Origin of the sequence: Candidatus Uabimicrobium amorphum, from assembly GCF_009002475.1 — a bacterium.
Lineage (GTDB): Bacteria > Planctomycetota > Uabimicrobiia > Uabimicrobiales > Uabimicrobiaceae > Uabimicrobium > Uabimicrobium amorphum.
Map to the genome: position 1 here is coordinate 3,929,601 of NZ_AP019860.1, position 14,714 is coordinate 3,944,314.

The window sequence follows — 14,714 nt, forward strand, 5'->3', positions numbered from 1 at the left end:
TAATATTTTTACGATCACCTTTTCTCTATACAAAGACAATACCTATATAAAATAAATATTGTTTATCTTTTAGAGTAAGAGGTTGAAATGAAAAAAATCGAAATTAGAGTAAACCAGGAGACAGTATCTTTGTTGTTGTTGCTCATTCTTTTTTTGTGTTGCTTTTTGATAGCAGATTATAAATTGGCTGTGATCGGAATTCTTGCGTATAGTGCCGTTCGTTTTTCTGATGTTTGGGATGAAGCATTGAATTTTATATCCATTATAAAGTTACCTGGAGAAAAATTAGTGATTGTTACTGGCTGGCTTGTTTTGCTAGGAGCACTTGTTAAAGCTTTTGCCAACTCTTAGAAAACTGGGAGAGTAAATAACTCAGATATTTTGCAACTGTTGTTGTCTTTCTCCCCAGTTAACATCCGGTATTCGAGTTCTATGCTGGGCAGGCTCCTGGTGTAAGATCTAAAAATCCTAAAGAAACAGATGCGTCTGCTTCGGTTAACTCCATACCCATATGATGAAAGTACCACACTTCAACAGGATCGGCTTTTGAAACTTGGCATTCTTGTATTAGTTTAGCTAAGCGTTCGTCATCTTTTGAGCGATTATCTCGTTCGTTGTGTACTCCGGAACGGATGCCAAGTAGTGCAACTAGCACCATTGCTAAAACGGTCGTAAGGCCCAAAAGTATTGCTAATCCTAAAGTACTAGTAAGTGTACGATCATCAATGGTGAATGACACAATAATCATAGCAAAGACAAACATAGTAGCCCAGCAACGAGGCAAAAGAGATAACCGCGACTTCATCACCATCCAACTTTGATACCGTTTACAATGCGGGCACAAAGCCTCTCCTAGTTTTTTCTTTTTCGCCCATCTTAAACCGTGCTTATTCATGTGATCTTCCAGATCACCATCGTCAGGTGCTACAAATCGCAAACTTGTTTGTGTTGCTTTTCCTTTTTTAGTTGCGATATACGTGAACGGTTTATTACAGTGATGACACACGATTTTTCGTGCTTGTAAAAATAACGTGTCAACATACGTTTTTTTGATTAGGATTTTTTTTAGAATTCCCATAGTTGAAACCTTAAACAAGTAGTTTTGGGTCTGTCGCTGCTTTGCGTATAAAACTTTATAGCGACGTTTTATAGAAATATTATACGTAAGATCGCATGCGATTCGTTTGCTAAAATTTACGTAGACAAATCACCGTTTTGCCAAACCTCTTTCCACGCGTCTTCCTATTCCCATACGTTTGCGAATTTTTATAGGTCTAAAATTACATAATTATTTTGCGGAAACATAATTTTGCAGGTGGTTATAGAGGAAGACGATCAACAATGAAAAAATTCGTATTCTAGAATTATGGGTATCACTGGGCACGAATGGAATTATATCCATCTTAATTTTTTCACAAAAGACTCTCCAAATATAATTGAGAGGTACAATCAGTTATGCTAAGATAAAAATGATATTATTGCAATTCTGTTAATCTACTTAGCTCTCTACAGAGATAGACAAGAGTCTAAAATGATGGCTTTCTTAAAAAAAATAATCATTTGTTTTTGTTTTTTTGTAACTACGGCACAAGCAGAAGTATTATTTGGGGTTGATATTGCGATTGACCAATTAGTTACGATCGATACAACTACCGGAGATGTAACTAATGTGGGAGCTCTTGGATTTGGTAATGTTAGAGATTTGAGTTTCGACTCAACAGATGCTTTATTTGGTGTAGATATTAGTGTAGATCAACTATTGAGTATTGACCCTTTTACGGGGGCCGCCACTGCTATTGGAGCGATCGGCTTTGGTAATGTTAGAGCACTAAGTTTTGATGGCACAGATACTCTATTTGGGGTTGACAATAACACAGATTCCTTAATTACCATCAACACTATTACGGGAGCCGGAACTTTCATTGGGCCTGTAGGGTTTGCAAATATTACAGCCATTGCCTTTGATTCACAGGGAAACTTATTTGGTGCAGTGGGAGGCACTGGTAATGAGTTAATAAGTATTGATCCAATTACGGGAGTAGGAACTTCCATAGGTAATTTTAACGCCATCAACGTTGCCCAAGGAATTTCATTTAATTCTGAAGACGTTTTATTTGGTGTAGATGCTGGGCTTGACCAGTTAGCCACCATAGATACGGCAACTGGAAATGCGACTATTATTGCTCCTGTTACCGGTAACATTCAAGGTATTGCTTTTAGTAATACTGTTCCTGAACCTTCAACATATATCCTACTATTTTTACTTGTTTGTCTTTATTTGTACCGAAGGTCTAAGACAAATACTTCTAAGAGCAAACCAAAGTTACTTTCTTCCATATAAATATTTAAATATCGCGGCATTTGTGCAAGACGCGGAATTTAAGTACATCTCAAAATCTCCATACCGTTTCTGTATCTTCTTTCATCTAAAACCCTATTTTCATCTAAAAGTGTAAGTGATCCCAAAAAATAGGAGAAAAAAATGTATATACCGAAAAAGAATTACAAAAATCATTTTTTTATTGTGATTTTATTCTTACTAATTATAGGGTGCGAAAACAAAGATTTAAAAAAATTTAAAGAAGCGGAAGCTAAAAATACATCCGTAGCCTATAAAAGTTATTTAGACGAATATCCAAATGGAGAGTTTAAACAAAAAGCTCAAATAGAAATGGAATATCTCGTCTTGGTCGAAAATCTAAGCCAAGCTTTAGACTACGAAGAGAAAAAAGAACATAGTTCAAGTCTTCCATTTTATAAAAAAGTTTTAGATGGGTATTCGTTCTTACAAAAAAATTCACTGGATTACGATCAGAGACTAAATTACCTCCTTTACGAAGATGCTCTGAAAAAACACTTTAACGTAATAAATGATATGTTAGTAAATTTTGAAAACAGCATAAAAGAGAAAATAGAGGTTTTATCAAAAAGGTCCCAAGGGTTTATTTTGCATCAAGGGAAATGGGTAACAAAAGAAGAAAAATTTAGAAGCGATCAACTTGCGAAAGGGTTAGTTTTACACAACAATCAATGGATGACGAAAGATGAAAAATTCAAGCAAACTCAAATTGCGAAAGGATTAATACACTACGAAGAAAAATGGATTTCCGTCAAAGATTTTGAAAAAATTCAAAAAGGAAAAGGGTTCGTTAAGTATAAAGAAAAGTGGATAACTCAAAAAGAGTTTGATCAGGCTCAAATAGCGAAAGGCCTTGTAAAATGTAAAGGTCGTTGGATCACTGTTGAGCAAGCACAAAAAACGAACGTTTTAGTAAAATACAAAGATGGCTGGATAGTACAAAAAAAATCTAAGTCGTTAGAAATAATAGAAAATGATACGTTCTACGATGGCTGTACTTTCTCTCTAAAAGAAGATGAAAAATACAAAATTACGCGGTGTGTTTTTAAGAATTGTAGTTTTCAAACGGATGTCACTTTTCGTCAAATAGAAAATTGTCGTTTTGTTAATTGCAACTTCTCGAATAAATTTTGCTTGGATTTGTACAATACAAAAATAACAGAATTGCCAAAAGAGATACTACAACTTTCTAATCTGACTTGCCTAGATTTGACCTTCACAAAAATAACAGAGTTGCCAAAAGAGATTGAACAACTTTCTTCGCTTACAAAACTTAAATTGGGTGCGACAAAAATAACAGAATTACCAAAAGAGATTGCACAACTTTCTTCGCTTACTCATTTAGATTTGGGTAGTACACAAATAACAGAATTGCCAAAAGAAATCGTACAACTTTCTTCTCTTACGCATCTCGATTTGACGGATACACCAATAACAGAATTGCCAAAAGAGATACTACAACTTTCTTCGCTTACTAAATTGATCTTACATAACACGAAAATAACGATGCTCCCAGAAGAAATTGGACAACTTTCTTCTCTTAAAACATTGAGCTTACGTTATTCAAGCATCATAGAGTTACCAAAAGAAATTGGCCAACTTTCTTCTCTGGAAACATTAGACGTAAGTTATACAAATATAATAGCGCTGCCAAAAGAAATAGGAAAACTTTCTTCTCTTACTTTTTTAGATCTAAGCCATGTAGATAACATAATATTACCCGCAGAAATTGGCCAACTTTCCTCCCTTACTCACCTAGACATGTATCATGCAAAAATAACAAAGTTACCCAAAGAAATTGGACTTCTTTCTTCTCTTACAGAACTAGGTTTAGCTGGTACGGAAATAACAGAGTTACCCAAAGAAATTGGCCAACTTTCTTCTCTTAAAACATTGAACTTATATAATTCAAATATAACAGAGCTACCAAAAGAAATTGAACAGCTTCCAAATCTGGAGATAATAAGATAAAATTCGGGAGGAAATCATCAACAAAGTTGTGTTATGTTGTTGCGGAAATAGTCTTCGTTCTTGGCCGATTTTAAAGCGAGTCTTTCTGTTTGTGATTATTTACCATTTTCTGTTTCCAAGGAGGTTTTTCCCCGAGTTTTTCTTGAGGGTTCATTTGTAATCTCTCCAGAAGATTCCACTCTCGCTCAAGAAAAATGTGCTGTTCCCACAAAGCTCGCGCATCTTCTAACGGGTCGGTGTTATTCATGGGGCTTTGGGGGTAAAGAGTGTAAGGATTAGACACCGTCAACTTTACACTTTGGAGATCGTTTGTCATCCGCTGTAGCCATTCCCGAACAGTGAGAGGACGCGATTGCTCGATAGAAGGATCTAAAACGTAGTACTTGTCGTTTGCTGCAACAATCGGAGCAACGTGATAAAACCATTCAACGTAACCTTTCGGCGAGTACTCGGTATCGACTTTTAGATTGCCAAAAACAAATATCTTTGCCGGGCGTTTGTATCCCCATAAAGCAGCATTTTGGCTGGTAAGAGCTGCCCGAGCGGCACAACCATCTATTGGATATAACCACGAACAACGTCGCGGGAATTTGACATTGGTGGTGTAAATAAAACGAGCATCTCGTAGTTTCTTAAACCTCTTGACAACTTGCTCATAGTTTTTCCATTGAGGTGCTTCACTGTAGTCTAAATCGTCTAAAGGCTTTGCATAATCGTAAACATTTTTGGACTCTCGAGTTGCAATTCCTGCCCATGTTAGTTTTGCTTGGTAGCGTTGATAACTATCTTCGAAAGATTCATTTTCTAAGCGTACTGCGGAGTGAAGATCAACTATTTCTTGAGATTGTTGCGCAAACACACTACAGCAAAAAATTAAAATCCACCAATAATATTTCATTTTTTTCCTTTATTGTTTCTACGTTTTATTTACAACACACTCTTCAGGAGCTGGATTGAGAATGAAGTTTAGCTCTAGTTTTTGATTCTCTCACTTATATATTGGTAAAAAAAAGCTCGCGTATCTTAATTTTTTATTTTTAAATAAAAAAAACGATATTTCAATTTAATAAGTTTTAAAAAAGGCCTCAAATCGGTGATCAATATAAAACTCTGAATAACAAATATTAATGACACGTATTATAAACTTTAATTTTACACTCGTTTTCTATCTTAGTATACTGGGAGTATAACTAAAACTCCTAACTTCTTTTATGGAACAGGTATGAAAATTCTTTTAATTATGCGTAAAGGTTATAATTGCCACGTAGACCATATCGCCACGATTTGCAACTTAGGAATAGACATTGTTATTGTAACAGAGAAACAACAAGCGCTTACTGATCAACGCTTTTCAGCAGCAGTAATTATCCCTTCATGTTCCGTAGACGAAGCCTTTCATCTAATTCGAGATAAAATTGTCAATAGCGGAGTTAAAATTGCCATTACTTTTCAAGAAACAGATATCGTATTAAATGCCATGGTCAATGAAATTTTACAAGCGGATCATGTACCTGTTCAAGTGGCAAAAATTGCACGTAATAAATACAACCAACAATTGTTTTTGCATAAAAACAACATACCTGCTCCTGTTTCGATTCCGATAAAAAATATAAAGTGCTGTGAAGCTATTATTGACAAAATAGGATTGCCACTTATTGTTAAGCCAACTCAAGCCGCTTCGAGTTTAAACGTTTACTTTGTAGATAGTTTACCCGCTATGGAAAAAGCATACCGACAAATCGCAAATTTTTCGCAATCTGGATATGGAAATTATTATAATGGCGATGAAGATATCGTTGCCTTGGCAGAAGAATATTTACCCGGTGAAGAAGTGACGGTAGATGGTGTCGTTATTGATGGCGAATTTTACCTTGGAGGAATCCATAATCAAATTCACAAAACGGGGAAGCATTTTCATAGTGACTTATATTCACTTCCCTTTAGTAAACCGGATTTAGAAGAAGATTTAGCAAAGATAGCAAAAGATATTGTCCAACATTTAGGAGTAAAACGAGCTCTTTTTCATTGCGACATGCGCCAAGACCGCAATGGAAAATTTCGCGTAATGGAGTTTACTCTTCGCATCAGTGGTGCAGGGTATATGTACCGTAATATTCGCAGCGTTTATGGCATAGATCTTGTCGCGCTTCATTTGCTTGATATACTGCAAGACAAAACTGTTTTGGCAAAAACAAAGCGACTTGCTCCAACATGTACGACTTGTATAAAGTTTGTATATCGCACCGGAGTTGTTTTCTGTAACCACGTTGGAAATGCAAAAGATGATCCTCATTTTGATGGGTATATCGCGATGGCTGCACCAGAAGATGTCGTAAATCACAGGTCAGAGCATTTTCAAATTACGGGACTTCTCTCCGTAAAAAGTGCAGGTGTTATCTCCATTCGTCAAATAGAAGAAATAGCTATCAATTTAGAACAACAACTTCAAGTTGTGGTAAAGCCAAATTTTATGTCGTCTTATTGCTCAAGGCATATTCCCACCGTTTAGGAAGAATATATTTTTTTAGACAGGTTGAAACATCGAAAAGCAACGGATATTACAGTCCCTTGAATCCAATGCCAGAATCCATTAGTTCTTGAGGATGCATCTCTGACGGTGACGTTTTACGTGGTTGCAACATTGCGCCGTATACGCAAAGTTTTGCTGCAATGTTTTTAAGACATGTGTCGACGAGAGAATATGGGGAAAGACAGCCGTTACTTCTTTCCAAGATTCTAGATCAAGTGATATACAATTGTGTGGTTTTAATCGGCCCCTCTGGACGTAGTAGGTTAGCTCTTGAGTAGTGAAGGGGCCTTGCCCATTGATTGCTTTTTTATCTCGTTTGATATACCATTTATGGTTTTCTAACGATTTTGGTATTGATACGTCCATAGGGTTCCTCATAAGAGCATTTGAGTCTATTTTAGCGAATAAGATGCAACACAATAATTTTTTACAAAAAAATGTCTATTTTTACGAAATCTTTAAAGGATTATGAAAGCCTACTTTTCTCCGCTAAGTGCCAGATTTTGCTAAACTCCAACATACGTATTGGCTAACAAAATCTGGCGCGATGATTTAGAAAAGAATTCGTTTATGACGTTTGTTTCGGACCTTTTTTGTAATCCTCATAAGCAAACCACGCGGTGATCAAAGTAGCGATGACAGCGATGACGAGAAATATTTGCAACAAGGCACCCCAACCGTGATCTTTTACAATACTACCGCCCTGCCACAAGTAAAGTGCGGATGCCCCATAGCCAGTAGCATCGATGATACCGATGAGTAGACCACAATGTATTCCCCCAAATTCTACCGAGAAAATACTCATGGGAAGATAGTAAGCAGGAGCAACAGTTAGTCCAAAGAAAAATAAGGTGACGACGGCGATAAAAAATTTCGCAGAACCAGACATCCCAAAACTTGGTAAGTATAGAAGCGTCGCAACACAAAAACAAGTCAAAGTCAGCAAACCGCCTAACAAAGCAATTCTACCTTTTCGCGAGACTCCATCATAGACAAACCCGCCTCCCACTAAAGCGATTAAGCAACCTGTGGGAAAAATTGCCGAGGTGATCGTGGCATAACCTTTCGGAACATCAAAAGATTGATCAATGTAAAGAGGAAGCAAGACAATGAATTCCATCAATACGGTAGTACACATTAAACTCAAGCACATCAGCCAAAATCGTCCACTTGTCGCAAAAGTAATTAGAGCCTCTTTGAGACTGGCGTCATCCAGTGCGTGACTTAGGTTTGTCGGTGTGTCTTCCACATGTTTTGCTTTTTTTGGCTCAACTTCACTTAACCCAACATCTCGGGGGTGTCCTTTTAGATAGAAGAAGATTAGAGCCACGACCGCAAGTCCAACACCACCAGCAATACAAAAAACATATTGCCAGTCCATTTTAGATAGCAGATAGCCTAAAAATAGTGCGGAAAGAACCGCACTCAAACGCGAACTTGTCGATATAATTCCCCAAACCCTTCCAAATTTACTCGAATGGTACCAATTCGAAATTAAGTTTGCCATTGCTGGCCAACCTGCTGCTGCCGCAAACAACATGATGAAGTTCAGAGTGGCAAACATGACAAAATAACTGCTCGTGCTAAGAGCAACAGTGATTATCGCCGTAACTGTGAGGGCCACAAGATAAACAGTACGCCCTCCTAAACGGTCGGCAATCACTCCCGTAAGAAGTTTTCCGGTAACCATACCAATGGTTCCCCAAAAAGCTATCTTGCTAAATGTGTCCTCGTCAAATCCAAGCGTTGGATCCTTAATCATTTCAGGACTACACGCTGAAATAGCCGTTCGGCAAAGAATAAATGCCATATATCCAATGTACATAGAACCGAGAATTTTATATTCCCAATTTGTACGTTGTTCCACTAGATTATTTTGCCTTAGATCAGACATACCGCCTCCAGGGTTAGGTGAATAATTGATGAATTGGTAAATACACTGCAAAATTGTATTGTACCAATTCGTATATTTTTCTGTAGTTACAGGCTTAGCATTTTGTAAATTTTTCTAAAATTACAACTATGGATCAGGAGATATTGGAGAAAACATTTCATCTCTTATTGACCGCTTTTTTCATCATCTCTAGCAAACGCTTTTTTCTCTCTTCTTCGGGTAACTTATTGAGTTCTTCTAACTTTTTCGCCCATATTTTTTCTTGTTCAGGAGAAAGCTCTATTTTACCGGTACTAGGAGACGGATCACCATTCTCAATAACACCCGTCTCTACTCCCAAAGCGATCAAAAAAAGTACGCAAAACAATAAAAACATACACTGAAAAAAATAACCGATCACTCTTATCTGACCAACATCTACCAACTCCTCATTCACTTCCATACGAACATTTCCTACACGTGAGCGTAAAAAAAGACGTGCGATAGCACGAAAAAGCAAAGCAAATATCAAAAACACAATTGCAACAAGCCATGCTCCTGTCATCTCCCAAGGTAGTTTAAACATAGCGAACGCATCCTAATAAGAAAGAAGTAGTGAAAATAAATATTCCATAGCCAATTTGTGTCTATCGTAATTTATATAACAATATTATAAAATAAAAGATATCATAATTTGCCAACAGTGGAAAAATAAACTACCGAGAATGCGATTATTTACAGGAGTAAAAAGTGAATATCATTGTGAAAAGTGGTAACATCATAGACGAAGAAGTGGATGTTCTCATTTCAACAGCAAATCCCTCCTTGAACATGTCAGGAGGGGTAAATGGCGCCATCTTGCAAAGAGGGGGAGAATGCGTTCAGCAAGAATTGCGCAACTACTTAAAAAAGCACGATCGTCGTTGGGTAAAAGAAGGAAGTATCGTTGTGACTGGCCCAGGAGCGTTAAAAGTAAAACACATACTTCACGCTGTTGCCATCAATGGCTTTTATGAGTCTAGTTCCCAACTTGTTCGCGACTTATTGGTAAACGTATGGAAAAAATGTGAAGAATTGCATGCGAAAACGGTCGCTGTTCCCGCTCTGGCAACCGGATATGGTCCCCTGAGTACCGAAGAGTTTGCACACGCATTACACGACTCACTAAGTGATCGTATTGCTATCGAAGATTTGCGCATTGTATTACATAAGCAAGAAGACATAAAAATCGTTAGCAAAATATTGCAAATTTAACTAAGTTTCCAGAAGTCCCCGAGCTATAGAAGACGAAGACTTCTGGAGACTTAGTTCAACCATAGTTCCTACGAATTAAGAATCGTTATGATTGTAGATTTAACTTCTTCCTAACTTTTCCGCAGCAATTTCTTGCAGTTTGTACTTTTGGACTTTACCACTTGCTGTCGTAGGATACTCTTCGATGAAGAACACATATTTGGGAATTTTATGCCACGATATCTTTTCTTTACAAAACTCCTGAATTTCTTGTTCGTCAGCACTTTGCCCTTCTTTTAACTGGATGAATGCCGCAACTTCTTCTCCGTATTTTTCACTGACAACTCCAACTACCTGTACATCTTTTATCTTTTCATTCTGGTATAGAAATTCCTCAATTTCCCGAGGATATATATTTTCCCCACCGCGAATGATCATGTCTTTTAAACGTCCGGTAATACGGCAATAACCATTTTCATCCATAATTGCCAAATCACCACTATGCAACCAGCCATCTTTATCAATCGCTTTTGCGGTAGCTTCGGGCATCTTGTAGTAACCTTTCATCACCAAGTATCCACGTGAACAAAGCTCTCCTTGTACACCATTTGCCACTGTTTTACCATCTTCGTCAATAATTTTTACTTCCACATTTTCTAAAGCGCGTCCTACGGTGCTTACGCGTAGATCAATAGGGTCGTTGGTACGCGTCATGGTAACAACAGGCGAAGCTTCTGTCTGTCCATAAGCAATACAAATTTCTTCAGCCCCCATTACCTCTACAACGGACTTCATCACTTCGATAGGACAGGTAGCTCCGGCCATAACTCCGGTACGCAATGACGTGATCTCGTAGTTTTGCTTTTGCATCTCTTCGAGTTCGGCAATGAACATCGTTGGTACTCCGTGGATCACGGTACACTTTTCTTTAACAATCGCTTCAAGCACCTGTGGGGCACGAAAAGAAACGACGGGCACCATTGTAGCTCCTGAAACAACAGAAACTAGTGTTCCCAAAACACAACCAAAACAATGGAAAAACGGAACCGGTATACACAGACGATCTTTCTCTGTAAGCCGCAAACACTCGACAATGCTCCTCGCATTGCCAATTAGATTATTGTGCGTGAGCATTACCCCTTTGGGAAACCCAGTTGTCCCGGAAGTGTACTGAATATTAATCGCATCTTCAGCATGTAAAGAATTCTGGCGCTCTTGTAAATCTTCATCTTTTACACTTTTTCCCATCTCAACAATATCTTGCCATGAAAACATCCCCGGCATACTCTCGTCACCTATGTACACGACATTCTTGAGTAGTGGAAGGCGCTGAGATTTCAGCTCACCAGGTTTGCAATCGTGAAGCTCAGGGCATATCGCGTAGATCGTATCGAGATACTCGCGTCCTCTAATTCCGTCAATTAGAATTAAAGTTTTACTATCGGAATGCTCTAGTAAATATTCTAACTCTGCCTGACGATAATTGGTATTTACCGTAACCAGTACAGCACCCATTTTACTCGACGCAAATTGTGCCACTACCCACTCCGGAACATTGTTTGCCCAAACGGCAAGATGATCCCCTGCGGCAATTCCCATTTTCAGAAAACCCTTGGCAACAACCTTGCACATTTCACCAAATTCGCGGTAGCTATAGCGAAGTGGTGGGTCTACATATACCAGTGCTTCATGCTCTCCGAGAGTTTCTATTTGTTCATCTAACAATTGGGCAATGGTCATTTGTTTATTTGTCACAACTTTTCCCCTTAAATGAATTGGTTTGCAAGTTCCATTATAACACCTTAAATCCAATAAATGTGCAAAAGTTTACGGCATTTTTTAGTCTGGCACAGATATCAGCTCTTTTCCAAAAATTAGCCTAGTCACAACGATTTCCATTGCCTATTTGTCCTCTACCAATTCTATCATTTTCTCATCGCCAGACATTTTTGCTAAACTCCGCGCACTTTCTCCGTTTTTGTTTTCTAACAAGATATCTGGATCTGCTTCCTTCAGTGTTGCGACAATGGCGTGGTTATTGTCTCTAATTGCCATCATAAGTGCGGTATTTCCCTCGGAATCTTGCGCATCTAGATCAACACCACTCGCAAGTAGACGTTTTAATACCGCGATATTTTTTGCAGCAACAGCATGGTGGAGAACACCGCGACCGAAAATGTCTTTGTCTTCGATGTTAGCACCTTTGTCTAACAATAACTCAAAAACGTCTTCATCCCACTTCTCTCCTACACACAGCAACAACGCCGTTCTTGTTTTTTTATCTCGTGCCTGGAAATCGACATTTTCATCGTCAATAGCCACAAGGACTTCCTCGTAATCTTTGCGGTAAACAGCGGCTAGTAAAGGCGTCCAACCTGGTGCTTTGTCATTGTCGAAAAATGCTTGGACACCGTACGCATCAGCGTTGTCTAATGCGATGTCAAAAGCGGTTTCTTCGTAGTTATTTTTTAGGGTATGATCAATACCATCTGCTAGCAGTACGTCAACAATTGCTACTGCGTCGAGATAGTAAGCCGCGTGCATTAGAGCGGTGTACATGTATTTATCACTCTGGTTGATGTCAACTTTTTTTTCTTCAATAAAAAAGGTAAAAAGCTCGCTGTTATACTTGTGTTTTAAGGAGACGAGGAACGCTGTTTCACCGTCATTGTTCTTGGCGTTGAGATTTGCACCGTTTGCCAGTAGTGACTTGCACATTTGTAAATCTCCTTTGTACGCCGCAGCCATAAGAGGTGTCCATCCTCGTGCCTTGTGTTTGACGAGATAGTCGACCATCTCTGTCTGTTCTTTTTGAATGGCAATTTCCACTAAGCTTTCCCACTTACTGTTGTGTAAGTGGATATCAGCACCAGCTTCTATCAGAGCATCAAAAACTTCTTTATTACCCGCTTTTACCGCAAAAGTTAGAGCCGTTTCTTCTTTTGCGGTCTCTGATTCTAGTTCTGCCCCTTCTTTGACAAGTATGTCTACTACGCGTTTGTCTTTTGCGAACATTAGCGCTGTTTGTCCATCGTCGTTTGTTGCATGTACATCATGAAAATCTAAAGATTCGTCTGATAGAAGCTCTTCTAGTGTGTTGTGATCACCCATTAGAGAAGCATACATAACCTTGTTCCAGCCATCTACACCTGCTTTGCGCAACATGTTTCTGATGGCTCTACCATCAGCAAGTATTTTATTGGTCTCTGCAAAGTCTTCTTCTGTATAATTTTCTTTATATCTTAGCATCTCTTTCAGGTCATGTTCGGCATTTTCTATCTCATTTTGTACAAAGCTCATAGCACTGTCATCTTCGTTATCTCTTAAGGTGAGATCTGCTCCATTGTCGATCAATATTTGCATCATGCCTTTATTTGGTTGTTTCGCAGCGTACATAATTGAAGCCCACTGTTCATTGTCAACGGCATTTACGTCAGCCCCAGCTTCAAGTAATATCTCCACGGTTTTTACTTGGTCGTTGCTTGCGGCAATCAAAAGCGGTGTTTCACCATGAATATTTCTTTTGTGTAAATCGGTATTGTTTTTGGCAAGATGTGTTTGTATTTTTTCGTTGTGACCAAAACACGCTAGATACATAAAATGCGTCCACTGATCTGCTCCTTGCTCCACCAAGAAGGCGATCAGTTGGTCGTTACGCGAAACATTTTGCATTATGGTGCCATTTTCACTTTTTGCGTTGACATCTGCCCCTTTGGACACTAAATACTCTGCCCACTCTTTGCTTTCTGCATACATGAGCGGGAGATATGCTTCCGCATCTGGCTTATTAATATCTGCACCACATTCGAGTAGTAAATTCGCCAATTGCTTGTTTTGATCATCGACAGCATAGCATAGAAATCCCATTTTATCTGGTGGCAATAAGCGTGCTCCAGAGTCTAAGGCAATTTTTAGCATTTGCTTTGTTGTGATGTCCAAAATTACGTCATCTTTATTCTCTGGATCTAGGTAGTTGATGAGTAGTTTAAACTGCTCCACATTGTTATGTTTTATGGCATAGTGGATAGCTGTTTCTTCTTCGATATTTTCTAATTGTGAATCTGCTCCTGCTTCGATTAATATTTTTGAAATTTCGGCATTTGCTGCAAACATAAGAGCTGTTTCGTAGTAGGCTTCGGTTGCCGCGTTTATGTCTTCCGTTTCTTTTACCAGTTTTTTGACCTGTTCAACTTGTCCCATGTATGCCGCGATCATAAGCGGTGTGTAATTGTAGTTGGAGTTCTCCATAAAATAGGCGAAAATTTCCTTGCTGTGCTTCCTGGAAAAATCCAAATAGTAGTCAGAGAAAGTCTCTGCATCGTCCGCACAGAGTAGTTTTACGATTTGCAGATGATTATTTTCAATAGCGGTATGAAAGAGCTGTTCTGTTTCATCATACTCAGGATCTAGTAACTCTGCTCTTTCCTCCGCTGACAAGCTGGATAAATACTTTTTTATTGCCTCTACTTTCCCTTGGGAAACCGCTTCTTGTAAGTCAAAATTAGCGTGGAGGGCTAGGGGTAAAATAGTAAATAAACAAATAATGCGCAAGTGGTACATGAAAATTCTCCTCACCTGGAAAAGCTTTTACAATACGAAAAGATAGTAAGTTTCAACTGTAGTGTTTATCGATTTTCATTTTTTTATTTTTTTGAAGCCAATTATATAAATTATCTGTTATAACAGAAAAGAAATTCCTAGGATATTCAAATTATGTTTTAACAACAAATTGCAATTAACCCAAACTT

Annotated in this window: 11 protein-coding genes; 5 read left to right on the top strand and 6 right to left on the bottom strand. The window is 38.3% G+C overall.

Annotation, left to right across the window (positions count from 1 at the left end; translation table 11 throughout):
* Positions 1-87 precede the first annotated feature (87 nt).
* Positions 88-351, top strand: coding sequence for a hypothetical protein (locus UABAM_RS14150; protein ID WP_151968655.1), 264 nt, complete (start codon positions 88-90; stop codon positions 349-351).
* Positions 352-430: 79 nt separating this feature from the next.
* Here UABAM_RS14150 and UABAM_RS14155 read toward each other — a convergent pair whose 3' ends face one another.
* On the bottom strand, positions 431-1,078 hold the full coding sequence (locus UABAM_RS14155) for a hypothetical protein (RefSeq protein ID WP_151968656.1): 648 nt from the start codon (positions 1,076-1,078) through the stop codon (positions 431-433).
* A 453-nt stretch (positions 1,079-1,531) separates the two neighbouring features.
* Between UABAM_RS14155 and UABAM_RS14160 the strand changes: the two genes are divergently transcribed.
* Both UABAM_RS14160 and UABAM_RS14165 read left to right on the top strand, forming a co-directional pair.
* Positions 1,532-2,341: a PEP-CTERM sorting domain-containing protein gene (locus UABAM_RS14160; RefSeq protein WP_151968657.1), complete on the top strand. Its 810-nt coding sequence runs from the start codon at positions 1,532-1,534 to the stop codon at positions 2,339-2,341.
* A 141-nt stretch (positions 2,342-2,482) separates the two neighbouring features.
* On the top strand, positions 2,483-4,330 hold the full coding sequence (locus UABAM_RS14165) for a leucine-rich repeat domain-containing protein (RefSeq protein ID WP_151968658.1): 1,848 nt from the start codon (positions 2,483-2,485) through the stop codon (positions 4,328-4,330).
* 70 nt (positions 4,331-4,400) lie between these two features.
* Here UABAM_RS14165 and UABAM_RS14170 read toward each other — a convergent pair whose 3' ends face one another.
* A complete protein-coding gene (locus UABAM_RS14170; protein ID WP_151968659.1) occupies positions 4,401-5,228 on the bottom strand; it encodes a protein-glutamine glutaminase family protein in 828 nt (275 codons plus the stop codon).
* A 324-nt stretch (positions 5,229-5,552) separates the two neighbouring features.
* Here UABAM_RS14170 and UABAM_RS14175 point away from each other — a divergent pair, with 324 nt between their 5' ends.
* Positions 5,553-6,839 carry an ATP-grasp domain-containing protein gene (locus UABAM_RS14175; protein WP_151968660.1) on the top strand — a complete coding sequence of 429 codons (1,287 nt, stop codon included), beginning with the start codon at positions 5,553-5,555 and terminating at the stop codon, positions 6,837-6,839.
* Between the two features lie 589 nt (positions 6,840-7,428).
* On the opposite strand, the gene UABAM_RS14180 is transcribed toward UABAM_RS14175, so the two are convergent.
* Positions 7,429-8,754: an MFS transporter gene (locus tag UABAM_RS14180; RefSeq protein ID WP_151968661.1), complete on the bottom strand. Its 1,326-nt coding sequence runs from the start codon at positions 8,752-8,754 to the stop codon at positions 7,429-7,431.
* A gap of 157 nt (positions 8,755-8,911) precedes the next feature.
* Positions 8,912-9,319, bottom strand: coding sequence for a hypothetical protein (locus UABAM_RS14185; RefSeq protein WP_151968662.1), 408 nt, complete (start codon positions 9,317-9,319; stop codon positions 8,912-8,914).
* A 164-nt stretch (positions 9,320-9,483) separates the two neighbouring features.
* Between UABAM_RS14185 and UABAM_RS14190 the strand changes: the two genes are divergently transcribed.
* Entirely contained in the window at positions 9,484-9,987 is a 504-nt protein-coding gene (locus UABAM_RS14190; RefSeq protein WP_151968663.1) for a macro domain-containing protein, read from the top strand.
* Between the two features lie 99 nt (positions 9,988-10,086).
* Here UABAM_RS14190 and UABAM_RS14195 read toward each other — a convergent pair whose 3' ends face one another.
* On the bottom strand, positions 10,087-11,706 hold the full coding sequence (locus tag UABAM_RS14195; protein ID WP_152022009.1) for an AMP-binding protein: 1,620 nt from the start codon (positions 11,704-11,706) through the stop codon (positions 10,087-10,089).
* Positions 11,707-11,868: 162 nt separating this feature from the next.
* Positions 11,869-14,526 carry an ankyrin repeat domain-containing protein gene (locus UABAM_RS14200; protein WP_151968664.1) on the bottom strand — a complete coding sequence of 886 codons (2,658 nt, stop codon included), beginning with the start codon at positions 14,524-14,526 and terminating at the stop codon, positions 11,869-11,871.
* Positions 14,527-14,714 lie beyond the last annotated feature (188 nt).